The 25,985-nt window shown below is 72.2% G+C and carries 32 protein-coding genes; 26 read left to right on the top strand and 6 right to left on the bottom strand.

Features of this window, described 5'->3' with window-relative positions:
* Window positions 1-44: 44 nt before the first annotated feature.
* The 5 genes from ACFPFQ_RS15295 to ACFPFQ_RS15275 all read left to right on the top strand — a co-directional run bounded on the left by ACFPFQ_RS15295 (window position 45) and on the right by ACFPFQ_RS15275 (window position 5,382).
* Window positions 45-1,763, top strand: a complete 1,719-nt coding sequence (locus ACFPFQ_RS15295) for a cation acetate symporter (RefSeq protein ID WP_379619272.1) — start codon at window positions 45-47, stop codon at window positions 1,761-1,763.
* Between the two features lie 257 nt (window positions 1,764-2,020).
* Window positions 2,021-2,353 carry a DUF485 domain-containing protein gene (locus ACFPFQ_RS15290; RefSeq protein ID WP_379619139.1) on the top strand — a complete coding sequence of 111 codons (333 nt, stop codon included), beginning with the start codon at window positions 2,021-2,023 and terminating at the stop codon, window positions 2,351-2,353.
* Window positions 2,350-3,993 (top strand): cation acetate symporter, encoded by a 1,644-nt coding sequence (locus tag ACFPFQ_RS15285; RefSeq protein WP_379619137.1) that lies wholly within the window; start codon window positions 2,350-2,352, stop codon window positions 3,991-3,993. The genes ACFPFQ_RS15290 and ACFPFQ_RS15285 overlap by 4 nt, the downstream gene beginning before the upstream one ends.
* Window positions 3,994-4,085: 92 nt before the next feature.
* Window positions 4,086-4,421: a rhodanese-like domain-containing protein gene (locus tag ACFPFQ_RS15280; protein ID WP_379619135.1), complete on the top strand. Its 336-nt coding sequence runs from the start codon at window positions 4,086-4,088 to the stop codon at window positions 4,419-4,421.
* A 52-nt stretch (window positions 4,422-4,473) separates the two neighbouring features.
* A complete protein-coding gene (locus ACFPFQ_RS15275; RefSeq protein WP_379619133.1) occupies window positions 4,474-5,382 on the top strand; it encodes a DUF4328 domain-containing protein in 909 nt (302 codons plus the stop codon).
* A 78-nt stretch (window positions 5,383-5,460) separates the two neighbouring features.
* Here ACFPFQ_RS15275 and ACFPFQ_RS15270 read toward each other — a convergent pair whose 3' ends face one another.
* Window positions 5,461-6,651, bottom strand: coding sequence for a cytochrome P450 (locus ACFPFQ_RS15270; RefSeq protein WP_379619270.1), 1,191 nt, complete (start codon window positions 6,649-6,651; stop codon window positions 5,461-5,463).
* 34 nt (window positions 6,652-6,685) lie between these two features.
* Between ACFPFQ_RS15270 and ACFPFQ_RS15265 the strand changes: the two genes are divergently transcribed.
* Together ACFPFQ_RS15265 and ACFPFQ_RS15260 are read left to right on the top strand one after the other, a co-directional pair.
* Complete coding sequence (locus ACFPFQ_RS15265; RefSeq protein ID WP_379619131.1) at window positions 6,686-7,627, top strand: DUF5926 family protein; 942 nt, start codon at window positions 6,686-6,688, stop codon at window positions 7,625-7,627.
* Window positions 7,628-7,763: 136 nt separating this feature from the next.
* Window positions 7,764-8,681 carry an SDR family NAD(P)-dependent oxidoreductase gene (locus tag ACFPFQ_RS15260; RefSeq protein ID WP_379619129.1) on the top strand — a complete coding sequence of 306 codons (918 nt, stop codon included), beginning with the start codon at window positions 7,764-7,766 and terminating at the stop codon, window positions 8,679-8,681.
* A gap of 19 nt (window positions 8,682-8,700) precedes the next feature.
* On the opposite strand, the gene ACFPFQ_RS15255 is transcribed toward ACFPFQ_RS15260, so the two are convergent.
* Entirely contained in the window at window positions 8,701-9,531 is an 831-nt protein-coding gene (locus tag ACFPFQ_RS15255) for a CPBP family intramembrane glutamic endopeptidase (RefSeq protein WP_379619127.1), read from the bottom strand.
* A gap of 24 nt (window positions 9,532-9,555) precedes the next feature.
* Between ACFPFQ_RS15255 and ACFPFQ_RS15250 the strand changes: the two genes are divergently transcribed.
* Both ACFPFQ_RS15250 and ACFPFQ_RS15245 read left to right on the top strand, forming a co-directional pair.
* The gene (locus ACFPFQ_RS15250) at window positions 9,556-10,014 is read left to right on the top strand and encodes a hypothetical protein (RefSeq protein ID WP_379619125.1); all 459 of its coding nucleotides are present in this window, start codon (window positions 9,556-9,558) and stop codon (window positions 10,012-10,014) included.
* Window positions 10,015-10,024: 10 nt separating this feature from the next.
* Entirely contained in the window at window positions 10,025-10,360 is a 336-nt protein-coding gene (locus ACFPFQ_RS15245) for a DUF3817 domain-containing protein (RefSeq protein ID WP_379619123.1), read from the top strand.
* A 6-nt stretch (window positions 10,361-10,366) separates the two neighbouring features.
* Here ACFPFQ_RS15245 and ACFPFQ_RS15240 read toward each other — a convergent pair whose 3' ends face one another.
* The gene (locus tag ACFPFQ_RS15240) at window positions 10,367-11,173 is read right to left on the bottom strand and encodes a DUF2470 domain-containing protein (protein WP_379619121.1); all 807 of its coding nucleotides are present in this window, start codon (window positions 11,171-11,173) and stop codon (window positions 10,367-10,369) included.
* Window positions 11,174-11,292: 119 nt separating this feature from the next.
* On the opposite strand from ACFPFQ_RS15240, the gene ACFPFQ_RS15235 reads away from it, so the two are divergent.
* Genes ACFPFQ_RS15235 through ACFPFQ_RS15225 form a run of 3 tightly spaced genes read left to right on the top strand, consistent with a single transcriptional unit; the run spans window position 11,293 to window position 13,778 of the window.
* Window positions 11,293-12,159 carry a hypothetical protein gene (locus ACFPFQ_RS15235; RefSeq protein ID WP_379619119.1) on the top strand — a complete coding sequence of 289 codons (867 nt, stop codon included), beginning with the start codon at window positions 11,293-11,295 and terminating at the stop codon, window positions 12,157-12,159.
* A gap of 30 nt (window positions 12,160-12,189) precedes the next feature.
* Window positions 12,190-13,143, top strand: a complete 954-nt coding sequence (pheA, locus tag ACFPFQ_RS15230) for a prephenate dehydratase (RefSeq protein ID WP_379619117.1) — start codon at window positions 12,190-12,192, stop codon at window positions 13,141-13,143.
* A complete protein-coding gene (locus tag ACFPFQ_RS15225; RefSeq protein WP_379619115.1) occupies window positions 13,140-13,778 on the top strand; it encodes a histidine phosphatase family protein in 639 nt (212 codons plus the stop codon). The genes pheA and ACFPFQ_RS15225 overlap by 4 nt, the downstream gene beginning before the upstream one ends.
* 13 nt (window positions 13,779-13,791) lie before the next feature.
* Here ACFPFQ_RS15225 and ACFPFQ_RS15220 read toward each other — a convergent pair whose 3' ends face one another.
* Together ACFPFQ_RS15220 and ACFPFQ_RS15215 are read right to left on the bottom strand one after the other, a co-directional pair.
* The gene (locus ACFPFQ_RS15220; protein ID WP_379619113.1) at window positions 13,792-14,151 is read right to left on the bottom strand and encodes a metallopeptidase family protein; all 360 of its coding nucleotides are present in this window, start codon (window positions 14,149-14,151) and stop codon (window positions 13,792-13,794) included.
* The gene (locus ACFPFQ_RS15215) at window positions 14,148-15,464 is read right to left on the bottom strand and encodes a septum formation family protein (RefSeq protein ID WP_379619111.1); all 1,317 of its coding nucleotides are present in this window, start codon (window positions 15,462-15,464) and stop codon (window positions 14,148-14,150) included. Before ACFPFQ_RS15215 ends, ACFPFQ_RS15220 begins: the two co-directional genes overlap by 4 nt.
* Before the next feature lie 176 nt (window positions 15,465-15,640).
* On the opposite strand from ACFPFQ_RS15215, the gene ACFPFQ_RS15210 reads away from it, so the two are divergent.
* From ACFPFQ_RS15210 to ACFPFQ_RS15145, 14 genes are all read left to right on the top strand, one after another.
* Window positions 15,641-16,324: a hypothetical protein gene (locus ACFPFQ_RS15210; RefSeq protein ID WP_379619109.1), complete on the top strand. Its 684-nt coding sequence runs from the start codon at window positions 15,641-15,643 to the stop codon at window positions 16,322-16,324.
* On the top strand, window positions 16,324-17,490 hold the full coding sequence (locus ACFPFQ_RS15205; protein WP_379619107.1) for a glutathionylspermidine synthase family protein: 1,167 nt from the start codon (window positions 16,324-16,326) through the stop codon (window positions 17,488-17,490). The genes ACFPFQ_RS15210 and ACFPFQ_RS15205 overlap by 1 nt, the downstream gene beginning before the upstream one ends.
* 35 nt (window positions 17,491-17,525) lie before the next feature.
* Entirely contained in the window at window positions 17,526-17,975 is a 450-nt protein-coding gene (locus tag ACFPFQ_RS15200; protein WP_379619105.1) for a DUF350 domain-containing protein, read from the top strand.
* 44 nt (window positions 17,976-18,019) lie between these two features.
* Window positions 18,020-18,283 (top strand): type II toxin-antitoxin system Phd/YefM family antitoxin, encoded by a 264-nt coding sequence (locus ACFPFQ_RS15195; protein WP_379619103.1) that lies wholly within the window; start codon window positions 18,020-18,022, stop codon window positions 18,281-18,283.
* Window positions 18,280-18,672 (top strand): type II toxin-antitoxin system VapC family toxin, encoded by a 393-nt coding sequence (locus ACFPFQ_RS15190; protein ID WP_379619101.1) that lies wholly within the window; start codon window positions 18,280-18,282, stop codon window positions 18,670-18,672. The genes ACFPFQ_RS15195 and ACFPFQ_RS15190 overlap by 4 nt, the downstream gene beginning before the upstream one ends.
* Window positions 18,673-18,713: 41 nt before the next feature.
* Window positions 18,714-19,763 (top strand): MerR family transcriptional regulator, encoded by a 1,050-nt coding sequence (locus ACFPFQ_RS15185; RefSeq protein ID WP_379619099.1) that lies wholly within the window; start codon window positions 18,714-18,716, stop codon window positions 19,761-19,763.
* Complete coding sequence (locus tag ACFPFQ_RS15180; RefSeq protein ID WP_379619097.1) at window positions 19,760-20,233, top strand: hypothetical protein; 474 nt, start codon at window positions 19,760-19,762, stop codon at window positions 20,231-20,233. Before ACFPFQ_RS15185 ends, ACFPFQ_RS15180 begins: the two co-directional genes overlap by 4 nt.
* A gap of 27 nt (window positions 20,234-20,260) precedes the next feature.
* Window positions 20,261-21,082, top strand: coding sequence for an HAD family hydrolase (locus tag ACFPFQ_RS15175; protein ID WP_379619095.1), 822 nt, complete (start codon window positions 20,261-20,263; stop codon window positions 21,080-21,082).
* Window positions 21,083-21,210: 128 nt separating this feature from the next.
* Window positions 21,211-21,795 carry a phosphatase PAP2 family protein gene (locus ACFPFQ_RS15170; RefSeq protein ID WP_379619093.1) on the top strand — a complete coding sequence of 195 codons (585 nt, stop codon included), beginning with the start codon at window positions 21,211-21,213 and terminating at the stop codon, window positions 21,793-21,795.
* On the top strand, window positions 21,792-22,718 hold the full coding sequence (locus tag ACFPFQ_RS15165; protein WP_379619091.1) for a decaprenyl-phosphate phosphoribosyltransferase: 927 nt from the start codon (window positions 21,792-21,794) through the stop codon (window positions 22,716-22,718). The genes ACFPFQ_RS15170 and ACFPFQ_RS15165 overlap by 4 nt, the downstream gene beginning before the upstream one ends.
* A 1-nt stretch (window position 22,719) precedes the next feature.
* Complete coding sequence (gene rfbA / locus ACFPFQ_RS15160) at window positions 22,720-23,619, top strand: glucose-1-phosphate thymidylyltransferase RfbA (RefSeq protein WP_379619089.1); 900 nt, start codon at window positions 22,720-22,722, stop codon at window positions 23,617-23,619.
* Between the two features lie 59 nt (window positions 23,620-23,678).
* The gene (locus tag ACFPFQ_RS15155; protein WP_379619087.1) at window positions 23,679-24,302 is read left to right on the top strand and encodes a class I SAM-dependent methyltransferase; all 624 of its coding nucleotides are present in this window, start codon (window positions 23,679-23,681) and stop codon (window positions 24,300-24,302) included.
* A complete protein-coding gene (locus ACFPFQ_RS15150; RefSeq protein ID WP_379619085.1) occupies window positions 24,299-25,075 on the top strand; it encodes a glycosyltransferase family 2 protein in 777 nt (258 codons plus the stop codon). The genes ACFPFQ_RS15155 and ACFPFQ_RS15150 overlap by 4 nt, the downstream gene beginning before the upstream one ends.
* Window positions 25,075-25,524: a DUF2304 domain-containing protein gene (locus ACFPFQ_RS15145; protein WP_379619083.1), complete on the top strand. Its 450-nt coding sequence runs from the start codon at window positions 25,075-25,077 to the stop codon at window positions 25,522-25,524. The genes ACFPFQ_RS15150 and ACFPFQ_RS15145 overlap by 1 nt, the downstream gene beginning before the upstream one ends.
* A 96-nt stretch (window positions 25,525-25,620) precedes the next feature.
* Here the strand turns inward: ACFPFQ_RS15145 and ACFPFQ_RS15140 are convergent, their stop codons facing one another.
* Window positions 25,621-25,980 carry a hypothetical protein gene (locus ACFPFQ_RS15140; RefSeq protein WP_379619081.1) on the bottom strand — a complete coding sequence of 120 codons (360 nt, stop codon included), beginning with the start codon at window positions 25,978-25,980 and terminating at the stop codon, window positions 25,621-25,623.
* Window positions 25,981-25,985 lie beyond the last annotated feature (5 nt).

Below are 25,985 nucleotides of genomic sequence, written 5' to 3'. Positions count from 1 at the left end.
ATAGTGGTCGCGTGACGACGACGGGAGCGCTCGCACTCGGTGCGATGGCTCTCGTCGCCCTGCTCTCGGCCGTCATCGGGTCGATCGGCGTGCGCATCGCCCGCAGCACGTCGGACTTCCTCGTGGCGTCGCGCACCGTGCGTCCCGCCGCGAACGCGGGAGCGATCTCGGGCGAGTACCTCTCGGCGGCGTCGTTCCTGGGGATCGCCGGCCTGATCCTGCGCGATGGCGTGGACGCGCTGTGGTACCCGGTCGGCTACACGGCGGGATACCTCGCGCTGGTGCTGTTCGTGGCCGCGCCGCTGCGCCGCTCCGGCGCCTACACGGTGCCCGACTTCGCGGAGGCCCGGCTGCGCTCACCGGCGCTGCGCAAGGTCTGCACGGTCTTCGTGGTGATCATCGGTTGGCTCTACCTGCTGCCGCAGCTCCAGGGCGCCGGGCTCACGGTCGCCACGGTCACCGCGCTGCCGTGGTGGACGGGCGCGGTCGCCGCTGCGGTCGTGGTCGTCGCCACCGTCGTGCTCGGCGGCATGCGCTCGATCACGTTCGTGCAGGCCTTCCAGTACTGGCTCAAGCTCACCGTGCTCGCGCTGCCCGCGGCCGTCGCGTTGATCTTCTTCCTCGGCGACCGCCGCACGTTCGAGCACGACGCGCCGCCGGAGTTCCCGTCGCACACCCGGGTGCGCATCGAGACGCCGGTGGTGCTGCAGGTCAACGTGCCGGTACTGCTCTCGGCCACCGGCGAGGTCGACGGGCAGCAGCTCACCGGCGGTGCGCTGCGCTGGGACGTCGGGCGGCACACCGCGGGAACGGATGCGGTGCTCGAGTTCAACGGCGGCTCGGCCGTTCCGGTGGTGGTCGGTGCGCCGGTCAACGACTCCGACTGGTTGACGCCGTTCCCCGAGGGCCGCGACTACGGCCTGCTCGGCACCTACTCGCTGATCATCGCGACGTTCCTGGGCACGATGGGCCTGCCCCACGTGCTGGTGCGCTTCTACACCAACCCGGACGGTCGCGCGGCCCGTCGCACCGCCGTGGTGGTGCTGGCACTGCTCGGCGGGTTCTACATGGTCGTCACGCTGCTCGGGGCGCTGTCGCGGCTCTACACCCCGCAACTGCTGGTCACCGGGGACACGGACGCGGCCGTGCTGCTGCTGCCGTCGGCCGTGCTGGGCAGCGGCTGGGCCGGCGCGCTGCTGGGTGCGGTGGTGGCGGCCGGCGCCTGGGCGGCCTTCCTGTCCACCTCGTCGGGCCTGGTGGTGAGCATCGCCGGAGTGCTGTCCACCGATGTGCTGGGCACCGGCCGCGTCCGTGACTTCCGGATCGCCGCGGTGATCGCCGGTGCCGTTCCGCTCGCGTTGTCGCTGCTGGTCACGAGGCTCGACTTCTCCGAGGCCGTCGCGCTCGTGTTCGCGGTCGCCGCGTCCACGTTCTGCCCGCTGCTGGTGCTGGGCATCTGGTGGCGCGGGCTCACCGCTCCCGGCGCGATCGCGGGCGTGCTCACGGGCGGCACGCTGTCGGCGGGCGCGGTGGCCGTCAGCCTCGCGGGCTGGGGCGGCACCGGATGGGTCGGCGTGCTGCTCTACCGGCCTGCGCTGGTCAGCGTGCCGGCGGCGTTCCTGACGATGGTGCTGGTGAGCAAGTTGACGAGCAAGCGCCGCCCGGCCGACGCCGATCAGGTGATGCTGCGGCTGCACGCGCCGGAGCGGCTCGGGCTCAGCCGCGATCGGCTCGCCGATCGGATGCGTCGCTCCACCGAGTGAGCACACGTTCGGGTGGCTCGACGTTCCCGTTCGGGGTCGTCCACCGGAATCGTGGGCCGCGGTCGCGCACCGTGCCCCAGGTGGGTGCGGCAGTCGGGTGGCGCGCCGAGGAGGCGATACCACGAACGGGTGGACTTCGGATCGAGTGTCCGATCGGAGTAGCTGCACCGGCCCGCCGTCGTTCGCTTCAGTAGTGGAGCCCGACAAGGGTGCTGCGAAGCGCAGTGCGCACAAGGACATTGAACGGGGAGGACGCCGTGAGTACCACGGGCGAGCACTCGACAGGAACGATCTACCAGGAGATACAACGCAGCCCGGAGTTCGTCGACCTGCGCCGCCGGTTGCGGCGCTTCGTCTTCCCGATGAGCGCGGCGTTCCTGATCTGGTACCTGGTCTACGTACTGCTGGCGTCCTACGCGCCCGCCTTCATGGCGATCAAGATCACCGGCAACATCAACGTGGGCCTGATCATCGGCCTGCTGCAGTTCGTGTCGACGTTCCTGATCACCACGATCTACGTGCGGTACGCCACCAAGCACATCGATCCGGCCGCCAAGCGGCTGCGTGAGCACATCGAGGGTGCGGCGTGAACACACTCGCCCAGGCGCCCGCCGCCGCCGTCGGCAACATCGGCCTCAACGTCGGTATCTTCGCCGTCTTCGTGGGCTTCACCCTGATCTTCGTCTACCGCGCCAGCCGCACCAACCGCACGGCGTCGGACTACTACGCTGCCGGCCGGTCGTTCACCGGTCCGCAGAACGGCGTCGCGATCGCCGGTGACTACCTGTCGGCGGCGTCGTTCCTCGGCATCGCGGGCGCGATCGCGCTGAACGGCTACGACGGCTTCCTGTACTCGATCGGCTTCCTCGTCGCGTGGCTCGTCGCGCTGCTGCTGGTGGCGGAGCTGCTGCGCAACACCGGCAAGTTCACGATGGGTGACGTGCTGGCGTTCCGGATGCGGCAGCGGCCCGTGCGCGCCGCCGCCGCGACATCGACGCTGGTGGTGTCGTTCTTCTACCTGCTCGCGCAGATGGCCGGGGCGGGCGGGTTGATCGCGCTGCTGTTGCAGATCCCCGCCACCAACCAGCTCGGCCAGGGCATCGTGATCGCGGTCGTCGGCATCCTGATGATCGTCTACGTGCTCGTCGGCGGCATGAAGGGCACCACGTACGTCCAGATCATCAAGGCGATCCTGCTGATCATCGGGGCCGCGGTCATGACCGCGTGGGTGCTCGGCATCGTCGGCTTCAACGTGTCGGACCTGCTCGGGCAGGCCGCGGCGGCCAGCCCCAAGGGCGACGCGGTGCTGGCGCCGGGGCTGCAGTACACGAACCCCGTCGACTTCGTCTCGCTCGGACTCGCGCTCGTGCTGGGCACCGCGGGCCTGCCGCACATCCTGATGCGGTTCTACACGGTGCCCACGGCCACCGAGGCCCGCCGTTCCGTGGTGTGGGCGATCTGGCTGATCGGCCTGTTCTACCTGTTCACGCTGATCCTCGGGTACGGCGCCGCCGCGCTGCTGCCGAAGGGCACGATCACGGCGGCCAACCAGAACAACGCGGCGCCGCTGCTGGCCTACCAGCTCGGCGGTGAAGTCCTGCTGGGCCTGATCTCGGCCGTCGCGTTCGCCACGATCCTCGCCGTCGTCGCCGGGCTGACGATCACGGCGTCGGCGTCCTTCGCGCACGACGTGTACGCCAACGTCATCAAGAAGGGGCGTGCCACCCCGGACGCCGAGGTGCGGGTAGCCCGCACCACCGCGCTGGTGATCGGCGTGGTCGCCATCGCGGGCGGCATCCTCGCCAACGGGCAGAACGTGGCGTTCCTCGTGGCGCTGGCGTTCGCGGTGGCGGCGTCGGCCAACCTGCCGACGATCCTGTACACGCTGTTCTGGAAGAAGTTCAACACCACCGGGGCGCTGTTCAGCATCTACGGTGGGCTGGGCATCTGCCTGATCATGATCATCTTCTCGCCCGCGGTGTCGGGCAAGCCGGTCAGCGCGGCCACCGGGCGCAGCGCGTCGATGCTCCAGGGCGTCGACTTCCACCTGTTCCCGCTCGACAACCCGGGCCTGATCTCGATCCCGGCGTCGTTCCTGCTCGGTGTCATCGGCACCTACATCGGCGCCAACCGCAAGGTCGACATCGCCAAGTACGCGGAGATGGAGGTCCGGTCGCTGACCGGCGCCGGATCCGAGAAGGCCGTGACCCAGGCCCCCACCGCTCGCTGAGCACCGCCATCGCAGCGCCGGTCGACGATCCCGTCGACCGGCGCTGCCGGCGTTCACCGGGCCGTGACGCCCCCGCGTGGCAGGATTGGGGCATGACCGGTCCCGGCGCCAACGCCGTCCAGGTGGCGGATCTCCCCACCGACGCCACGCTGCTCGACGTGCGTGAGAACGACGAATGGGCGGCCGGGCACGCGCCCGACGCCCACCACATCCCGATGAGCGAGCTCACCGCCCGCATCGGCGAGCTCCCCGACGCCGATCCGCTGTACGTGATCTGCCGCTCCGGCGGCCGTTCCGGGCGGGTCGTGGCGTTCCTCGGCCAGCAGGGCCACTCCGTCATCAACGTCGACGGGGGCATGCAGTCCTGGGAGGCGCTGGGCCGCCCGCTGGTCGGCGAGCACGACGGCGTCGCGCCCACCGTGATCTGATCCGGCCCCCATGGCCCCGCCACCCGCAGCAGTGCCGACGACAGCAGTGCCCATGACGTGCCCGCGCTGCGGCATGCGCGCCGTGCCGTCCGGCGGGCCGTTCTGCCCCCACTGCGGTCGCTACCTGGCCACCCTGCGCTGGGTGGCCGAGCCACCGCCGTCGGCCACCCCGCCGGTGCCGGCGCCGATCCGGGTCCCCTACACGGGCGCGCCGCGCTACCGCTTCATCCCGCGCTGGGGGTTCACCCCCGGCCCGTGGGTGGCCGATGCCGAGCCGGAGCCTGCGGGCCGCAGCCCGTTGCAGGCCGCGCGCTCACTGCTGGCCACCGTGGTGCCGCTGCTGTGGGCCACCACCGCCGTCACGTTCATCGCGGGCGGCGCCGAGGTGTGGCGCTACATCCTGCTGCTGCTGAGCCGCGACGGGGCGCTGTCTGCCGGTGTCGTCGCCGCGTCCGATGCGCTGGTGTCGGCCGCCGGCACCATCGCTCCGGTGCTGGGCGGGCTCGCCGGACTGCTCATCGTCATCTGGACGGTGCGCGCGTCGCGGGCGGCGGCCGCCGATGCCGCGGTCCGTCCCGCCCGCCGGGTGCGCAGCATCGTGCTGGGCTGGCTGGTCCCCGGCTGGAACCTGGTGATGGCAGGCTCCGTGCTGGCCGAGATCGAGCACACCGCCCTGCGGCGCGCGCCCCGGCAGCGCCCGCGTCCCTCCCGGCTGCTCCTGGCCTGGTGGGCGCTGTGGGCCGTCGGTGGGGTGCTCGCCGCCGTCGTCGTGCTGTGGTCGCTGCGCACCGGCGTGCAGGCCCGTGCCGATGGTGTCGTCCTGCACGCGGTGCTGGACCTGGTCGCGTCGGCCACCGCTGCCGTCACGGCCCTGCTGCTGGTGCGGCTGACCAACCTGCTGGGCCCGGCGCGTGCGGTGCGCCGGGAGCTGCTCGTGCGGATCGCGGCGCCCGCCGCCTGACCGCGCCAACCCGGTGGCCACCGCGCCAACGTCTTGACGTCGGCGCGGTGGCTGTCGCGTTGGCGCGGTCAGTCGGCGTCAGGCCGTCACGCGGAGCTCGCGCAGGCCCCGCATCACGAAGTCGGGACGGCGTGGCGGTTCGGCCGCGAGCTGGAGGTCGGGGAGGTGCCTGCGCAGCGCGTCGAGGGTGGCGGCCACCTCCAGCCGGGCCAGCGGGGCGCCGAGGCAGTAGTGCGCGCCCAGCCCGAACCCGAGGTGCGGGTTGCGGGTACGCCCGACGTCGAGCACGTCCGGGCCGTCGAAGGCCTGCGGATCGTGCGCCGCGGCGCCGAGCAGCGCGGCGACCTTCGTGCCGGCTGGTACCGGGAACCCCGCCACGGCGGTGTCGACGATCGCGGTGCGCTCGAACAGCTGCAGCGGCGGGTCGAAGCGGATCAGCTCCTCGACGGCCGTGGCGTCCAGCCCCGGGTCGCTGACGAGCCGCTTCCACTGGTCGGGGTGGTGCAGCAGGGCGAGCGTGCCGTTGCCGATGACGTTGACGGTGGCCTCGTGACCCGCCATCAGCAGCAACGCTGCCGTGCCGACGAGCTCGTCGGCGTCGAGGTCGGCGGCGAGCAGCCCGGTGACGAGGTCGTCGCCGGGATGCGCGCGCCGGTACGCGGTGAGCTCGCGCAGCTCCGCCACGAACTCGGCGGCGGCGCGTTCCGCGGCGGCCCGCCGCTCGGCGCCGGGGTCAGGCTCGTACATCGTGACGATCGCGTTGGACCAGCCGCGCAGCGCCGAGCGGCCCGGCTCGGGAACGCCCAGCAACTCCGCGATCACCTCGACGGGCAGCGCGGCGGCGACATCGGCGATCAGGTCGGCGCTGCCCTCGTCGCGGATCCGCTCCGCCAGGCGGGCGACGAGCCCGTCGGCCACCGTGCGCACCCACGGCTCCAGCCGGGCCGTGTGGCCGCGGTTGAAGGCACCTGCCACCAGCGCCCGCAGCCTGGCGTGCGTCGGCCCCTCGCGCTCCAGCAGCGAGTTGCGGTGCAGCAGGTTGAACGCCGGGAAGTCGGCGGCCGGCTCGGCGTCGACCCAGATGCGGCCCAGATCGCGGCCGCGCAGCAGCTCCGAACACGCCGCATGCGTGACGGCCACCGGACCCAGTTGCGGATGGGCGTGCACCGGCCCGAGCGCCCGCAGCGACGCGAAATGCGGGTACGGGTCGATCAGGAAGCCGGGATCGGACGGGTCGAACCACGCATCGCTACGGGACACCCCCGCAATCCTGCCCCGTCGGACCGCTAACCTCGGCGGAACCATGGCAAAGAAGACACGTGAGCGCGCGGCAGCCCCCGCAGGCGAGAACCCGCGCCGTCCCTGCCCCTGCGGCTCCGGCAAGCGCTACAAGGCCTGTCACGGCGCGGGCGACGACGTGATCGTCACCCGGCCGTTCGAGGGACTGGCCGCGGAGTGCGATCTCGTCGCGATGCGCGAGTTCCTCCCGTCGGCCACCGCCCCGCTGCCGTTGCGCACGCAGGGGGAGCGCCCGGTCACGCTCGCCACCGTGCTGCCCGGGGCGGCCGCCGCCGTGGTCCGGGCCGATGGCGAGATCCTGCTCGGGCTGCAGGTGCAGACCCGTTCCGGTGATCTGTCGGCCGATCTGGCCCGCGCGCTGCGCTGGGCGCAGGAGGCGGAGCCGGGCGAGTCGCTGCAGGTGGTGGGCCCCGGCGTCGCCGGTGAGCTGACGCGCCTGCAGGACGTGCTGGATCCGGCGGCGTCGCTGGATCTCACGATGCACAGCGACTTCGCGTGGTGGATCCCCGTCGACGAGAGCGGCGCAGGCCCGTCGCCCGAGGTGGCGGCCAGCCTGGAGCGCGCCAACGCCGTCATCCTCCCGACCGAACCGGTGGTCGCCGAGGGCGTCCGGTCCGCCTACTGGGTGGACACCGGCACGAAGGCGCACCTGCGCTGGGTCCGCCCGGAGCCCGAGGAGAAGCTGCAGGCCGCCCTCGCCCGGCTGCAGGCCCGCGGGGAGCTCGCGCTCACCGAGGAGGCCCGCTACGCGGGGTCGTTCCGGGCGCACGGGCTGCTCGTACCCGTCTGGGACCTCGACCGCGAGCTGCACTCGAAGGAGTGGACCGCGCCGGCCGCGGCGTTCGCCACGCGCCTCGACGCCGCGCTGGCCGACGAGGCCCCGCTGACCGACGCCGAGCGCCGGGCCCGCGACGCGCTCGCCGGCAAGCAGGTCACCCTCCGCTGACCTGACGCACACCATCAGGTGGTCGCGCACACCGTCAACGGTGTGCGCCGGCCACTGACGGTGTGCGTCAGCTGGTCCGGCCGGGTGTGACCAGCTCCACGTCTGTCGGTTACTGACGGGTCATATGCTCCGGAGCATGGGACTTCTCGATGGCAAGGTGGTCATCGTCACGGGCGCCGGGCGCGGCATCGGACGCGGTGAGGCACTCGAGTGCGCGGCACAGGGTGCGGCGGTCGTGGTGGCCGAGTTCGATCCGGACGCGGGCGAGTCGGTGGCCAAGGAGATCATCGCGGGCGGCGGCCGGGCCGTGGCGGCCAGCGGTGATGTCGCCGACTCCGCGGTGGCCGACTCGCTGGTCGCGGCAGCGGTGAGCGAGTTCGGGCAGCTCGACGCCCTGGTCAACAACGCCGGCATCCTGCGCGACCGCACCATCGCGAAGATGACCGACGACGACTGGGACGCCGTGGTGCGCGTGCACCTGCGCGGGCACTTCCTGCCCACGCGGGCCGCCGTGCAGTACTGGAAGGACGCCAAGCGCCCCGGGCACGTGGTGCACACCGCGTCCACGTCCGGGCTGCTGGGCAACTTCGGCCAGAGCAACTACGGCGCCGCCAAGGCCGGGATCGCCGCGTTCTCCACGATCGTCGCGATGGAGGGTGCCCGCGGTGGCATCACCAGCAACGCGATCGCCCCGACCGCGCTCACCCGCATGACGCTCGACCTCATGCCCCAGGAGTTCCGCGACCAGCGCGACGCCTCGATCGCCCGCGGCGAGTTCGACTTCTTCGCTCCCGAGAACGTGGCGCCGCTCGTGGCGTTCCTCTGCTCGGACGCCTCGGCGCACGTCAGCGGCAAGGTGTTCGGTGTGCAGGGTGACAGCGTCGAGATCTTCCAGCCGTTCACCAGCGTCGCGGAGATCAAGAACGACGGGAAGCGCTGGGACCCCGAGGATCTGCCGGGCCGGTTCGACGAGCTGTTCACGGCGTCGGGCATCCAGGCGGGGGCCGAGAACATGATGGCGAAGATGCGCTACCAGATCCTGGCCGAGCACTGAGCGAAGCGGGTGGGGTGGCTCAGAGCCACCCCACCCGGCCCGCCAGCAGCGCGTACCCTGTGAAGGCGACGATGTCGATGAGCGCGTGCGCGCCGACGAGCGCCCACAGCCGGTTGGTGCGCTGCCAGACGCGGCCGAACACCAGCCCCATGGCGATGTTGCCGAAGAAGCCGCCGAGCCCCTGGTAGAGGTGGTAGCTGCCGCGCAGCAGCGCCTGCGCGAACACGGCGCGGTTCTCCGACCAGCCCAGCTGGCGCAGCCGCGTGAGCAGGTAGGCGATCATCACCAGCTCCTCGGCCCACGCGTTGGCCGCGGCCGATGCCACCAGTACTGGCAACCGCCACCACGTGTCCCCGAGCGTGGACGGGGCGATCGTGACGCTGACCCCGATCGCGCGCGCCACCAGGTAGACGCCGAGCCCGGGGATGCCGATGAGCGCGGCCAGCCCGGCCGAGCCGAGCGCGTCGCGCCACGGTCTGCGGGCGTCGAGCCCCATGGCGCGCAGGGCGAAGCCGGCGCGGATCAGCAGGTAGGCGCCGAGCCCGCCCCAGGCGACGAGCTGCAGGACGCGCGTGAGCTGCACGGCGAGGTCGACGAGGTCGGCCTGCGCGCCGGGCGCGTTCAGGGTGACCTGCTGCTGGGCCAGCGGCACCGGCTGCAGCACCGCGTCGAGCAGGCTCAGCGCGCTGCGCAGTGCCGAGAGCCCGAGCGTCACGGTCAGCACCACGAGCACCTCGGTGCCGACGAGCCGGCGGGCCCGCGGGTCGGTGATCACGACGGTGCCGGGTGACGTGGGCGACAGCCAGCTCCGGAGGACGATCGGGACGGGCCGGGACACGATCGCCGACATTACCGCTGGGCGTACGCTGGCCTCGTGCTACGGCTGGTCCTCTCCCCGCGTTGGATCATGTGGCACCTGCTCACGCTCGGCGCGATGGCCACCTGTGCCTGGCTCGCCGTGTGGCAGTGGCAGCGTGCCGGGTCCGCGATGGGCAGCGCCCTCAACGTGGGCTACGGCCTGCAGTGGCCGCTGTTCGCCCTGTTCTTCGCCGGTATGTGGTGGCGGATGCTGCGCATGGAGATCCGCCAGGTGACGGCGGGTCCGGACGGCGTCGACGCGGGCCTGGAGCCCGCGGCGGAGGTGGTCCCGGACGCCGCCGAGCCGGTTGCCGTCGAACCCGCACCCGAGCCGCGCCCGGCCGCCACCGGCCCGTCGCCGTTCGGGCCCCGCCCTGCCTCGACCCGCCCGGTGATCACCGACGAGGACGATCCCGAGCTGGCCGCCTACAACCGGATGCTGGCGCTGCTCGCCGCCCGGTACCCCGACGACTGAAGGGCGCCCCGTGCAGACCGAGACACTGCTGCGCAACTACCGCGTCGCCGCCTACGTCACCGGCGTCGGGCTGCTCGTGCTGGTGTTCGTGGCCATGCCGCTCAAGTACTTCTTCGGGCAGCCGCAGCTCGTCGCCGTCGTCGGCGTGGCACACGGCTTCCTGTACATGATCTACATCGTGTGCACGCTGCTGCTGGCCGAGCGGTGCCGGTTCAAGCCGCTCGAGGCGCTGGTCATCCTGATCGCCGGCACCATCCCGGTGGCGTCGTTCGTCGCCGAGCGCAAGGTCACGGCGAAGGTGCGGGGGCAGTTCGCGAAGCTCGCGCCGCCGCCCGCAGCCTCGTAGCCGCTCTCAGGTCCCGTCGCCGAGCGCGCGCGCCGGCTGCTCGGCCGCGCCCTGGAAGGGGCAGCCCACCAGCAGCCCCAGCTGCGCGCGCAGCTCCTCCACCGTCGTGGCCTCCTGCTGCCAGGCCAGCCGGACGTCGTGGTCGCGGGTCGGCGCCTCCACGCGCAGGCGCAGCCCGAAGCGGTCGACGCCGAGCGGGCGGATCCGGGCTCCCTGCTCGTCGCGCAGCGCATGCGGGAGGTGGCGGCCCAGCGCGGTGAACACCTCCGGGTGGGTGTCCTCCAGGTGGGAGAGCCAGCGCTCCTCGTAGCGGCAGAACGGGTCCGGTGCCGCGGCCGCGAGGTCGACCGGTGCGAGTGCGGCGGTGCCTTCCGCGTCCGACAGCACGGCGGAGCCCGGGTCGAGCCGCACGAGGGTGGCGCCGTGGCCGAGATCGAGCAGCGCGGGATGCGGATGCGCCTCCGCGACACCGAGCGCGATGCGGCGGGCGCACACCGGGTGCGGCTCGCGCAGCGTTCCGGTGATCCACAGCAGCGCGCGGATCGGCTCCCGCAGGTCGACGGGTGCGCGGTCGGTGAGCTCCACCATCACGGCGCAGCCGGCACCACCGCCCGCGCGTACGAGGTCGAGCACGGGCTCGTCGTCGGACAGCAGGAGCACGGCGGATCCGTCGGCGCGCACGTGGTGCACCAGCGGGGCCGTCGGAGGGACGCCAGTGCCGACGAGCGACGCCGTGCCGCCGCGCGCAGCGATGCTGCGGGCTCGGTCGGCGTCGGCAGGAGCGGGCGGGCGCCGGGGGCGGGTCGAACCCAACGAAGTCACCTCCAGGTTAGGTGAGCCTAAGCTATAGCTTGGTCGTTGACGTGTCCAGCAACCCGCTTCCGATCAGCCGTTTTGGAGTGATGAGTCACCTACCGTTAGCGTTGCGGACCGTGACGACGGCGGCTGGTGCGCAACCTTGGGCCATTCCTCCGCTGTTCGCCCAGCTCGTCGACGACACGAGCCTGCTGCAGCCCCGTTCCACCGCCCCGGGCGTCGACGCCGTCGTCACCCGCTACCTCGGCGCCCGCGACGGGCGCTACGGCGGGCTGGTCGGTCAGCTCGTGTGCCCCGTGTCCCGGCTGGCCGCGGTGATCGCGGAGCTCGCTCGGTCGGTGCCGGCGCGTCCGGTCGACCTCGCACTCGTGGTCGACACCGGCCTCGGGGCGGTGCCGAAGGCGCTGTCCACCGCCATGTCGCGCTCCAGCCTGCTGACGCCGCGAACGGTCGAGACCGCCGCGCCACCGGACGTCGATGCGGTCTGGCTCGAGCGCGTCTCGGAGTTCGTGCCAGAGGACGTCGTCGCGGTCGTCGAGCCGCGGCGCCCCGAGCGTGACGACCCCGAAGGCACCGCGGCGTGGCTCGAGGCCGTGCGCCGCGTCGCCGATCACGGCTGCTCGCCGAAGCTGCGCTGCGGCGGGCTCCGCGCGTCGGATGTGCCCGAGGCGGCCGACGTCGAGTCGTTCCTGCGCGTAGTGGTCGAGACGGGCCGCGGCTTCACCGCGCTCGGGCTGCGTGATCTCGTGCGCACCGACCGCAGGCACGGGATCCTCAACCTGCTCATCGCCGTCTCCCGGGCGCTGGCGGGCGGTGACGTCCAGGGCGCGCTCGCGGTCACCGACGGTGCCGTGCTCGCCAAGGAGCTCGCGGCGCTGACCCCGGACGCGGTGGAGAAGGTGCGCGCGCTGGTCCCGCGGTGCGGCTCGGATCCCGAACCGCTGCCGGCGGCCCAGCTGGCCGAGCTCGGCCTGCTCGCCTGATCGTCGGGTCCCCGCACTAGTGTCGGTCCCGTGCCCACCCGAATCGCGTTCCTCGGGCCGCACGCCACGTTCACCGAGCAGGCGTTGCTGTCGCTCCCCGAGGCGTCCGGTGCCGAGCTCGTGCCCTGCGCGGGCAGTCCGGCCGTGCTCGCCGCCGTCCGTGACGGTTCCGTGGCCGCCGGTTGCGTCCCGATCGAGAACAGCGTCGAGGGTGCCGTGCCCGCGGTGCTCGACGGCCTGCTGAGCGACCCGCCGCTGGTGATCATCCGCGAGGCGCTGGTCGCCGTCCGGTTCGCGCTCATGGTGCGACCGGGCACCACGGCGGCCGGGATCCGCACGGTCGCCTCACACACCCACGGCATCGCGCAGACCCGCGGCTGGATCGCCGCGCACCTGCCGGATGCCGAGGTGCTGCTGTCCACGTCCACGGCCGAGGCCGCCGCTCAGGTGGCGCGCGGTGAGTTCGACGCCGCGGTGGCCGCGCCGATCGCCGCCGAGCAGCACGGGCTCGACGTGCTCACCGACGACATCGCCGACAACCCCGGCGCCGTCACCCGCTTCGCCCTCGTGGCGCCGCCCGGCCCGCCGCCGGCCCCCACGGGCAACGATCGCACCACCATCGCCGTCACCACGCAGAACCGGCCGGGGGCGCTGCTGGGCCTGCTCACCGAGCTGGCGGTGCGCGGCATCGACATCACCCGCATCGAGTCGCGCCCGATCAAGGACGTGCACGCCGAGTACTGGTTCCACCTCGACTGCACCGGTCACGTCGCGGAGCCGGCGATGGGTGAGGCGCTCGCCGCGTTGCACCGGCGCAGCAGCCGGGTCCGGTTCCTCGGCTCGTTCCCGCGTGCCGGAAAGGCCGCCGGCACCGTCACGGAGTCGGCGGCCGGTCCGGCCGTCCCTCTCGGCGAATCGGATCCGGCCGGGTTCGCCGCGGCCCAGGAGTGGCTGGCCGCGCTGCGCAGCGGGAGCGTCGCGTGACGGCGGTGCGGCTGGTGCTCGCCCGGCACGGTCAGACCGATGCCAACGTCACGCACGCGCTGGACTCCCGGCCCCCCGGTGCGCCGCTCAACGCGAACGGCCTGTCCCAGGCCGCCGCGCTGGGCAGGAGGCTGGCAGGCGAGCCCGTCACGGCCGTGTACGCGTCCCGGGCCACGCGCGCCCAGCAGACGGCGGCACCGATCGCCGCTGCGCACGGCCTTGACGTCGTCGTCATCGACGACGTGCACGAGGTCTTCATCGGCGATCACGAGGGCGCCAGCGTCGAATCGGCCCGGGATCTGTTCGTCGGGGTCTCCGACGCCTGGCGCAACGGTGATCTGGATGCTCGGATGCCGGGCGGCGAGTCGGCGCGCGAGCTGCACGAGCGGTTCATCCCCGCGGTCGAGAAGCTGGTGGAGGGCGCCACCGACACCGTGGTGGTCGCCAGCCACGGTGCCGCCATCCGGCTGGCTGCCGTCGCGATGCTCGACAACACGGTGCCGGGCCAGTACCTGGACAACACGGCGCTCGTCATCCTGCGTGCGGAGCCGTCGGGCTGGGTGCTGGAGCACTGGGATCCGGCGCCGTCCACCGACCGCGACGCCCCGGCAGGCGACCCGATCGGTCCGGCCTGACCCGAGGGTGAGGTCAGCCCCAGCCGAGCTCGTGCAGCGTGTGCTCGTCGATGCCGAAGTGGTGGGCCACCTCGTGCACCACGGTCACGGCGACCTCACGCACGACCTCGTCCTCGTCCTCGCACATGTCGACGATGGCGTCCTGGTAGATCGTGATCCGGTCCGGTAGCACCCCGCCGTAGGACGACGTGCGCTCCGTGAGCGCCACACCCTCGTAGAGCCCGAGCAGTTCGGGGTCGTCGTCGTTGCGGTTCTCCACCAGCACCACGACGTTGTCCATCGCCGCCGTGAGCTCGGGCGGGATCGAGTCGAGCGCGTCGGCGACGAGTTCCTCGAACCGGCGCCGGGTGATCGGTGTGGCGGTGACGGTCACCCACCACCGGGCAGCGGGATGGAGCCGATGCCACCGGCGGGGGTGGGTGTGGCCGACGGCGCACCACCGCCGGGCGGCGTGCCACCCGTGGGCGGCTTCGTCGGTGTGGCGGGTGCGTTCGAGTCGGACGGCGGCTTCGTGGGCTCCGCGGACGGCTCCGGAGTCGGGTTGGCCGACGTGGGCGGGGCCGGAGCTCCAGGCTCGGGCGTGTTGGTGGCCGGCGGCGCCGGCTTCTCACCGACGACGACGTCGCCGCGCACCGAGCCGGTGACGGGCGCGAAGCCACTGCGGTCGGGCAGCAGGGCCGCCAGGTTGCAGTTGACCTTGCGGGTGCCGGCCTTCCAGGACTCCTCGGTGAGGTTGTCCCAGTAGACGGTGAGCTTCTTCGCCGCGATCACATCGGCGCTGCCCGCGTACTCGGCCGCGAGCTTCGTGCACTCCGGCTGCAGGTACGCGTCCTGGTCGCCGACTGCGGGGAACGCGTCGGGGAACTTGGCCGCGGTGTCGACGATGCCGACCGTCTCGACGGCGTGGGGGCCGGAGCAGCTGACGGGGTCGCCGGGTGTGCGGCCGTCGATCGCCAGGCAGGTGCCGGGCTGCTGGACCGACGACTGGTCGCTGTCGGCGGCCTTGCCCGCCATCGGGTAGAGCGCACCGGAGTGGGACGAGCTCTGCACGCCGCACCGGAGCTCCCGGTCGCCTTCCGCCCACTTCGCGGCCGACGGCTTCAGCGCGCCGACGCGCAGCTTGCCGTCGGGGTCGTACTTGCCGCCCAGGTACTTGACCACGACCGGGTTGCAGCGCTCGTTGACGAGCTGGCGCCACTGGCGGTCGTCGGGCAGCGTCGGCTGGTCGACCAGCGTGATGGACCCCATCTGCTCGAACAGGTGCGGCGCGGCGCAGTCGACGACGACGGCGTCGGCGGCGTCCGGACGGCTCCAGTTCAGGCAGGTGCCCGGCGTGGCGGGCGGGGCCGGCACCTCGACGACATTGCGACCACCGGCGGGGGCCGGCAGCGAGGCCAACGTGCCGAGGACGGGCACCGTGGCGCCCGCGAACGTGTCCAGGGTGGCGACACCCAGCATCGTCAGCGCGCCGATGAGCACGCCCATGACGACGCGCCGAACCGGGCGTGGCTCCGGCCGGGAACGGCCGGGCTGCGGGCGGTCGGAGCCGCCTGCGGCACGGAACGGGGACGACGGCGGGAGCAGCGAGGGAGCCCCGTGCCGGTGGCCGTGCTGGGCGTTGCCGGGCCCGCCGGGTCCGTCGACGCCGCGCTCGGCTGGCCTGGGCGCTGTGAGGAGTCGGTCCATGTCGGCCGTCATCATGCCGTTACTCACGGCAAGATCAGCCTTCTGGGGGTTTCTGCGCGACCATCGGTCGTCGTCGTGCTGCGAACGTCCAGCGTTGGCCGGTCGGCGGCGGGCCGGTACGGTTCGCGCGCGGGGTGGACCTGCGAGCGGCGGGTAGGCGGAGGCGAGGGGGCACCGTGGCGGAGAACGACGGGACCGGCAACGGTCGACCCGAACCGGGGCGGATGCAGTTCCAGGACGGGTCCACGACGCCGCGCGAGCCCACTCTCGCCGAGGCGCGAGCCCGTGAACAGGCAGCTCGTCGCGTCGAGGAGGAGCAGCGGGAGGCCGACGAGTCCGCGGCCCGGTCGCGCAAGAAGCGCAAGCGGATCCTGATCGGCGCCGGTGTCACGGTCGGGGTCGTCGCGGTCATCGCGGTCGGCTACGCCGTGTCACGGCCCGACACCTCCGTCAACGCGCAGTGCGTCGACGAGGAGACCAAGGTCGTGGTCGACGACGCCAACTGCGCCACGCCCGCGCCCGCCGCGAGCACGCACTACTACGGCGGCGGCGGCTTCTACCCGATCTTCCTCGGTGGCGGCGGCCGCCAGTACTACTACAACTACGGTGGCAGTGGCTCGCTCGGTCAGCCCGCCATCGGCGGCACCACCGTCGTGCCCAAGAGCGGCACCCGGATCAGCACGTCGTCGGGCACCCGCACGGTCGACGGCTCCGGCGGCAGCAGCAAGGTCGGCAGCACCGGCGGCTCGTCGAGCGGCACCAGCGCGGGCAGCAGCAGCGTCTCGCGCGGCGGGCTCGGCGTCACCAGCAGCGGCGGCAGCAGCTCCAGCAGCGGCGGCTCCAAGAGCAGCGGCAGCTGATGGAACGGCACAGGGGCACCCCGCGGCCCGGGTGGGAGGCCACCGTCGAGGAGCAGGGCCTCGTCTACGGCACGCCCGGGCGGGGCCAGGGCGGCGGGCCGCGCCCGTACTGGGACGAGTCGGTGCACTACGTCTTCTCGATGGACGAGATCCTCTCGCTGGAAGCCGACGTCGAGGTGATGCACTCGATGTGCCTGGAGGCCGTCGAGCAGGTCGTCACCCTCGAGCGGTACCGCGACTTCGCGATCCCGGAATACGCCTGGGAGGGCGTCGCGGCATCGTGGAAGCGCAGTGATCCGCACATCTACGGCCGCTTCGACCTGCGCTACGACGCCACGGGGCCGGCGAAGCTGCTCGAGTACAACGCCGACACGCCCACCACGCTGCTGGAAGCATCGATCCTGCAGTGGAACTGGCTCAAGGACACCCACCCCGACGACGACCAGTGGAACTCGCTGCACGAGAAGCTCGTGGAGCGCTGGGGCCTGATCAAGTCCCGGCTGCCGAGCGACGAGGTGTACTTCACCTGGTCGGGCGCCGACACCAGCGGTGAGGACCACGTCACCGTCGGGTACCTGCAGGAGACCGCGGCCGAGGCCGGCCTCAACACCATCGGGCTCACGATCGAGGACATCGGCTGGGATTCCGCTCTCGACCGCTTCGTCGACCTCGAGGAGTCGATGATGGCCACGATCTTCAAGCTGTACCCGTGGGAGTGGGTGCTCACCGAGGACTTCGGCAAGCACGTGCTGCGCAGCCAGCCCCAGACGCTGTGGCTGGAACCGCTCTGGAAGTCGATCCTGTCCAACAAGGCGATCCTCGCGGTGCTGTGGGAGATGTACCCCGGCCACCCCAACCTGCTGCCCGCCTACCTGGACCAGCCGGGGATGCTCACCGAGTACGTCCGCAAGCCGCGGCTCGGCCGGGAAGGCGCCAACGTCTCGATCGTCGCGCCCGGCATGGAGCACCAGACGGGTGGTGTGTACGGCGAGGAGGGGTACGTCTACCAGCTCTTCGCCCCGCTTCCCGAGTTCGACGGATACCGTCCCGCGCTGGGCGCCTGGGTCGTCGGTGACACCGCGGCCGGGCTCGGGATCCGCGAGACCGCCGGTCTCGTGACCGACGACGGCGCAGCGTTCGTGCCGCACCGCATTCCCCAGACCTGAACCACCCAGATCCTTTGCTCCCCGTGGAGGTTGTCGTGACACTGGCCCAGATCGACCCGGGCTTCTTCTCCGTGATCGGACGTGGTGTCGGCGCGATCCTGCTGTACGCCGTGCTCGGCGTGCTGCTCCTGCTGCTGGGCTTCTGGGCCGTTGACATCACGACGCCGGGGCCGCTGAACAAGATGGTGCGCCAGGGCCTGCCCAACGCCGTGATCATCACCGCCGCCGGCATGATCAGCACCGCGTTCATCGTCGTGGTCGCGATCTACTCCGCGTCCGGTGCGCTGCTGGAGGGCCTGCTCGCCGCCCTGATCTTCGGCGTGGTCGGGATCATCGGCCAGGTCGTCGGTGCCCGGCTGGTGGAGTGGGTCGCCGGCATCGACGTCGGCGGCGTGCTCACCGCGGAGAAGGTCCACCCGGCCGCGTTCGTCGTGTCGGCGGTGCACGTGGCACTGGGGCTGGTGGTTGCGGTCGCGATCGCCTGACCTGCGAGTGCTACGAGTGTAGGCCGCTGGCCTACACTCGTAGCATGGGTCAAGAGATCGCATCTCGCGAGTTGCGGAACGACACCGCGGGCGTATTGCGGCGGGTGGAGGCCGGGGAGAGCGTCACGGTCACGGTGAACGGCCGTCCGGTCGCGGAACTCGTGCCGGTGCAGCGCCACGGGCAAGGGCCTGTCGGTGGCGCGGAGCTGTTCACACGGCTGCGCACCGCCCAGGCGGATGCCGGACTTCGACATGACCTCGCCCGGCTGGCAGGCGAGACGACGGACGATCTGGGTCCGATCTCATGACGAGTCTCGTCGATACCAGTGTGTTCATCGCTGCCGAGAGCGGGCGCCCGCTCGATGAGGCGCGCGTTCCGGCGCAGGTCGCGATCTCCGTCGTCACCCTCGCAGAACTGCACGCAGGTGTGCTGGCCGCCGCTGATGTCGATACCCGAGCGCAGCGAATGGCGACGCTCGGTGCGACGGCCGGTGTGCAACTCATCGGTGTGGACGAAGCGGCTGCGCTGATGTGGGCCCGGATGCGAGTGCATCTGGCGGAGACCGGGCGCAGGGTGAACCTCAACGATCTGTGGATCGCTGCCACGGCCGCATCCCGTGGAATGGCTGTCGTGACGCAGGACGACGACTTCGGACCACTCGCCGGGGTCGGTGGGCTGGAAGTCGTGCGGGTCTGACGGGTTGACTCTCGACCATGTCGAGGCCCGAGGTTGGTGGCGTGGAGAGGGAACTGCGCGGGATCGGCACGATGTCGCGGGAGTCCGGCCTGACGGTCAGCGCGCTGCGCTTCTACGACGGCGCGGGGCTGCTCAGCCCGGCCTTCGTGGATCCGGACAGCGGGTACCGCTGGTACGCGCCCGACCAGCTGGCCGTCGCCAAGCTGGTGGTGGTGCTGCGCCGCGCCGGGATGGCGCTGGCCGGCATCCGGGAGGTGCTGGCGCACCGCCATGACGCCGCTGCCGTCGACGCCCTGCTGGCGGCGCACCTGCGCCGGCTCGAGCACGGTCTCGACGACGCCCGGCGCGCTCTCTCCACGGTCGCATCACTGATCGAGCCGAGGGAGCACCCCGTGCCCACCGACCTGCCCACCACCTGCGCCGTCGATGCCGCCGAGCTGGCCGCCGCCGTGCGCGCCGTCCGGTTCGCCGCCGCCGGCTCCGCCGCCGATCCGCCGGTGCTCGGCGCCGTGCTGTTCGACGTCGATCCCGGCGCCGGGATCCTCACCGTCGTCGCCACCGACCGGTACCGGCTCGCCGTTGCCGATGCCGCGATCACCGTCGACGGTCCCGCGGTGCGCGCCGTCGTGCCGTTGTCGCTGGTGGACGCCGTGGTGGCGGTGCTGGGAGCGGGCGGTCCCGCCGAGCTCGTCATCGACGGCGGTGCGATCTCGGTGCGGGTCGGAACGGCCCGGATCGACGGCGAGCCGCTGCCCGACGCGTTCCCCGACTACCGCAGGCTGCTGCCCAGCGGGCGTACCGGCGTGCCCGTCGACGCGGTCGCGCTGCGCGCTGCGGTCGCCGCCGGACCGGCGCGCACCATGACGCGCGAGCCCGACGCCGTCGAGTTCGCGGTCACCGTGCTGGGCCTCGACGCCGACGGCGGGATCGGCGTCGCCGAGGACGGCGTCGGTGTCAACCGGGAGTTCCTGCTGGAGGCCGTCGACGCGGGTGGTGACGGTCAGCTGGTGCTGGAGCTCGACGGCCCGCTGGCGCCGCTCGCGATCCGCTCCGCGCGGTCGGTGTCGCTGCTGATGCCGGTGCGGCTGTGACGGCGCCCGATGCGGTGCCGGATCCCGTCATGGCCCGCATCGCCGAGGGGCAGGAACGCGCGACCGCGGGCGACCCGGCAGGCGCCGCCGCCGTCTTCGCCGAGGTGTGGGAGCAGATCGGCGGAGACGCGGGCGACCCGCTGCACGTCGTGTCGCTGGCCCACTTCATGGCCGACGTCCAGGACGACCCGGTCGAGGAGCTGCGCTGGGACCAGCGGGCGCTCGCGGCCGTCGACGGGCTCACCGACGAGCGGGCGCAGCGCTACCACGCGACGCTCGCGGTCCGCGGCTTCCTGCCGTCGCTGCACCTGAACCTCGCGGCCGATCACCAGCGGCTCGGTGACAGGGCCGCGGCACTCGGGCACCTCGACCGAGCGGAGGCAGCGGTGTCCGCGCTGCACGACGACGGCTACGGCGCCATGATCCGCGGCGGGGTCGCGCGGCTGCGCGCCGAACTGGGGCCGGGATGAGCGCACCCCGTCCGTAGGCTGGGCGGCGTGCAGCCACCGCGATTGATCGCCTCCGACGTCGACGGCACGCTGCTCGACCCCACCGACCGCGTCACCGCCCGCACGGTGGCCGCCATCGAGCGGCTCGTCGCAGCCGGATCCGGTTTCGTGCTCGTCACGGGGCGGCCGCCGCGCTGGATCCAGCCGATCCGTGAGCAGGTGGGCGTCGTGCGGCTCGCGGTGTGCGCCAACGGTGCCCTGATCTACGACGCCGTCGCCGACGAGGTGCTGTGGGCCCGCACGATGGATCCCGACACGCTCGCCGTACTCGCCGAAGCGGCGATGGCGACGCTGCCCGACTGCGGGCTCGCCGTCGAGCGGTCGGGTCCGGCAGGCGACGGCTCGATGCCGTCCTTCATCGCCGACGCCGAGTACCTGCACGCCTGGGACACCGGGCTGCAGGTCCACCTGGAGCGCTTCGACCGCGCCGCGCTGCTGGCGGAACCCGCTGTCAAGCTACTGGTCCGGTGCCCGCGGCTGCGCAGCGAGGAGATGCTCGCCCAGCTCGCGCCGGTGATCGGCACGACCGCCGACCTGACGTTCTCGACGTCGAAGGGGCTCATCGAGATCTCCCCGAACGGCGTCACCAAGGCCACCGGGCTGGCCGAGGTGGCCCGCAGGCTCGACGTGGCGGCGGCCGACGTCATCGCGTTCGGCGACATGCCCAACGACATCGAGATGCTGCGCTGGGCGGGGCGCGGGGTCGCGATGGGCAACGCTCACCCGGCGCTGCTGGCGGTGGCCGACGAGGTGGCGCCCAGCAACGGCGACGACGGGATCGCCGTGGTGCTGGAGCGGTTCCTGCGCTAGCGCAACACCGCCCCGGAGGACACCGCTCAGGGGGCCCACAGGTGCCCGCGCGTAGCATCGACCCCCGTCAGCGCAATCGATCGGCCATGGCCCGTGCCCGGCCGCGCCGCACTGGAGGCCCCCGCACCGTGGCCGAGCTCCTCGACCGCCCCGGCCCGACCCGCACCTCGACGGCCGCCCCCACCTCGACGCCGCTCGCACCGGCAACGGCCGAGATCCGCGCGCTGCAGTCCGTGCAGCGCGCTGTCGCCCGTCCCGCCACCGTCCGCGTGGCGCGCGGCATGTCGCTGTTCGGCGAGCACGCAGGCGGCTGGCTCGCGCTGGGCGCGCTCGGGGCTCTGACCGACCGTGATCGCCGTCGGGAGTGGCTCGTCGCCACCGCCGGGGTGGCGCTGGCCCACGGCGCCTCGATCGGCGTCAAGCGCGTCGTGCGCCGCCCGCGTCCGGCCGATCCGCGCGTCGAGGTGCTGGTGGGCACGCCCAGCAAGCTGAGCTTCCCGTCGGCACACGCCACGTCCACCACCGCCGCGGCGGTGCTCTACGGCGGGCTGGTCCGCAAGCCGCTGTGGGTGGCGCTCGTGCCCCCGATGGCGCTGTCGCGGCTCGTGCTCGGCGTGCACTACCCCACTGATGTCCTGGCCGGCTCCGCGCTCGGCGCGGCGGTCGCGCTCACCGTGCGCCGGTTCGGGCGCTCCCGGAAGGCAACCCGATGACGAGCACCGACGTGCCCGCGCAGCAGGCGGAGCAGCCTCCGCACCTCGGCCCGCTCAAGGTCGCCCGTGGCGTCCTCAAGACGATGCGCCCGCGCCAGTGGGTCAAGAACGTGCTCGTACTCGCCGCACCGTTCGCCAAGGGCGATCTGTTCGGCGGCTCCATCGGGCTGCACCTGGCCATCGCGTTCATCGCGTTCTCGCTGGCGGCGTCGGGCATCTACCTGATCAACGACGCCAACGACGTCGAGGCCGACCGCGCACACCCCAAGAAGCGCAACCGGCCCATCGCGGCCGGGATCGTGCCGGCCCGGCTCGCGGTGGTCGTCGCGGCAGTGCTGCTGCTCGGCTCGCTAGCGCTGTGCCTGCTGGCCAGCGTCAACCTGCTCGTCGTGCTGGCCGTCTACATCGCGGTGCAGCTCGCGTACTGCTTCGGGCTCAAGCACCAGCCCGTGCTCGACATCTGCGTGGTCGCGTCCGGCTTCCTGCTGCGGGCCATCGCCGGTGGCGCGGCCACCGGCATCCCGCTCTCGCAGTGGTTCCTGCTCTCGGCCGGGTTCGGGTCGCTGTTCATGGTGGCGGGCAAGCGCTACGCGGAGATGATGCTCGCGGAGCGCACCGGCGCCAAGATCCGCAAGTCGCTGGAGAGCTACTCGGCGTCCTACCTGCGGTTCGTCTGGGCCCTCTCGGCCACCGTGCTGATCATGACGTACTGCCTGTGGGCGTTCGAGATCCGCGACGCGCACCACAACTCCGTGTGGTCGGTGATCTCGATCGTGCCGTTCGTCGTGGCGGTGCTGCGCTACTCCGTCGACGTCGACGGCGGCCGTGGCGGCGCCCCGGAGGACATCGCACTCGGCGATCGCGTGCTCCAGGTGCTCGCACTGGCCTGGATCGGCACGCTCACCTTCGCCGTCTACACGTGACGTGAAGGGCATCATCCTCGCCGGGGGCGCCGGTACCCGGCTGCACCCGATCACGCGCGCCGTCTCCAAGCAGCTGCTGCCCGTCTACGACAAGCCGATGATCTACTACCCGCTGTCGGTGCTGATGCTGGCCGGGATCCGCGACATCCTCGTCATCACGACGCCGGAGGAACAGCCGATGTTCCGCAGGCTGCTCGGCGACGGCGGCGAGCTGGGCATCTCCCTGTCCTACGCGGCGCAGGCCGAGCCCAACGGCATCGCGCAGGCGTTCCTGATCGGCGCCGAGCACATCGCGGGCGAGCACAGCGCGCTCGTGCTGGGCGACAACATCTTCCACGGCCCCGGCTTCGCCGCGGTGTTGCGCGAGGCCATCGACGGGCTGGCGCGCGGCGACGACGGTGCCGTGCTGTTCGGTTACCCGGTGCGCGATCCGGAGCGGTACGGCGTCGGGGTCGCCGACGCGGCGGGTCGGCTCGTCGACATCGAGGAGAAGCCGGCCAAGCCGCTCTCCAACCGCGCGATCACCGGGCTCTACCTCTATGACGACCAGGTCGTCGACATCGCAGGCTCGCTCGCGCCGTCGGCCCGGGGCGAGCTGGAGATCACCGACGTCAACCGGGCCTACCTCGACAAGGGGCAGGCCCGCCTCGTCGACCTCGGCCGCGGCTTCGCCTGGCTCGACACCGGCACCCACGACTCCCTGCTCGAGGCGGGCCAGTACGTCCAGGTGCTCGAGCACCGCCAGGGCGTGCGGATCGCGTGCATCGAGGAGGTGGCATTGCAGCAAGGCTGGATCGACGCCGATGCCTGCCACGCGCTCGGCGCCGCGCAGGGCAAGTCCGGTTACGGCGAGTACGTGATGAGCGTGGCCGATTCCCACCGAATTGGAGTAAGGGAGTGACCGGACGTGCCGAGCGGGGTGACGCGGTGACCGAGGGCTCCGACGGTAGGGTGCCGCACGTGGCTGAACCCCAGGGCGACATGCCGTCGACGGCGTCCACCGCGTACGCCGAGCGGCTCACACAGCTCTCCGGTGCCCGTTGGAAGCGCGTTCTCGACGTGCAGGCCCCGTACCGGTGGAACCTCCGGAGGCTGCTCGGCACCCGTCGCACGCTCGACGTGGGCTGCGGGATCGGCCGCAACCTGGTCAACCTGCCTGCCGGCAGCGTCGGGGTCGACCACAACGAACATTCCGTGCAGGCCTGCCGCGATCACGGCCTCACCGCGATGACATCCGGCGAATTCCTCGCGGAAACACCGGATGTTCGCGGACGGTTTCCCGCAATGCTGGCCGCGCACCTCATCGAACATCTCCCGGAAGACGGGGTGCTCGATGTGATGGGGCCGTACCTGCCCTATCTGGAACCGGGTGCCACGGTCGTGCTGATCTGCCCGCAGGAACGCGGATTCGCCTCCGACGCCACGCACACGGTGTTCACCGATCAGGCGCGGCTGGCGAAGCTGTCCGGGGAGATGAACCTGAAGGTGGTCAAGCAGTTCTCGTTCCCGCTCCCGCGGTTCACCGGGCGCGCCTTCACCTACAACGAGTTCGTCACCGTCGCCACGGTGCCGCCGGTCCGATGACCACAGAGGACCTGCAACGGGTGGCACCGGTGACGCAGCCCGTCGTGCCGGCACCGGGTTCGGGACGCCTGCTCGTCGCGCTCCCCGCCCTCAACGAGCAGGACAGCATCGCCCGCGTCGTCAACGAGGTGCGGCGGGCGCAGCCACAGGCCACCATCCTCGTGGTCGACGACGGCTCCACCGACGCCACGGCCGAGCGGGCCGCCCGCGCCGGCGCCGAGGTCATGCGGCTGCCGTTCAACCTCGGGGTGGGCGGCGCGATGCGCGCCGCGTACCGCTACGCACGTGACTCCGGGTTCTCCTACGTCGTGCAGGTCGACGCCGACGGCCAGCACGACCCGAGCGAGATCGCCAACCTGCAGGCCGTCACCGACGCCGACGTCGTCATCGGGGCGCGGTTCGCCGGCCGCGGCGACTACTCGGTGCGCGGGCCGCGGAAATGGGCCATGCGCCTGCTCTCGGCAGCGCTCAGCCGCATCATCGGCACCACCATCAAGGATCCGACGTCAGGGTTCCGGCTGGTCAACGAGCGCGCGCTGGCGCTGTTCGCCGAGCACTACCCGGAGGAGTACCTCGGCGACACCGTCGAGGCACTCGTCATCGCGCACCGCGCCGGCCTGCGCATCCAGCAGGTGCCCGCCGTGATGCGTCCCCGCGAGACGGGCACGGCCAGCACCAACCCGCTGCGCTCGGCCGTCTACCTGCTGCGGGTCATCGTGGCCGTGGGTCTGGCGCTCATCCGCCGGCTCCCCAGGGACGGGCGTGATCACTGATGCCCAGCACCCGCCTCACCATCTTCTCGGTGATCGTCGCCATCGCGGCGCTGGTACTCGTCTTCGAACTGCTGCGCAGGCGGCGGTTGCGGGAGAAGTACGCGGTCATCTGGGTCGTCATCTCACTCGGCACCCTCGTCGTCGCGCTCTTCCCGCCGCTGCTGGGCTGGGTCTCGTCGGTGGTCGGCATCCAGACACCCAGCAACCTGCTGTTCTTCTCGTCCCTGATCATCCTGTTCGCGGTGTCGCTGCAACTCTCCCGTGAGGTGGGGCTGCTCGAGGAGCAGTCGCGTCGGCTGGCCGAGGAGGTCGGCTCGCTGCGGTTGCGCGTCGACGCGCTGGAGGAGGGCCGCTCCCGCACCGGGGCCGTGGGCTCCGGGGAGCCGCACCCGGCCGAGCTGGACGGTGTGGCGAAGCCGGCTCCGGTCACGGTGCCCGACACCGAGTAGCGCGCTGACCTGGTTGGATGCCGGGTCGTGGGTGCCCGGTCGTTCAGCCACATGGTTCCATGTGACACCAGTGACCCCGCCGCGACCGACGACCACTCATCCCCCCACCGGCACCTCGGCCTCCACCTCCACCACGTGGGTCCGCTCGCTGAGCAGCTTGTGCACGTCGTGCACCCGGATCCGGTAGGTCTTCCCCTCGTCGAGGGTGTCGATGGCCTTCCGGTAGGCGCCGTCGAAGAGCGTGCCGACCCCCTCCGGCGCGTACAGCACCCCGCACCGGTCGGTGCTCCACGTCGTCCAGGTGTCACCGTCGGACACACTCTCGTGCACGATCCCGCACGTGATGACGCGATCGGGCGACGTCGAGCTGTTCCGCGCTCCGACGATCATGAAGGCCACGAACGCCGCCACCGCGACCCCGGACCCGATCGCGAGCCGCCGCACATCCCTGTTCATGTCCG

The sequence above is a fragment of the Pseudonocardia sp. GCM10023141 genome (assembly GCF_042653605.1).
The sequence above is the reverse complement of the archived record's forward strand: the minus strand, read 5'-3'. Positions and strand labels throughout refer to the sequence as shown.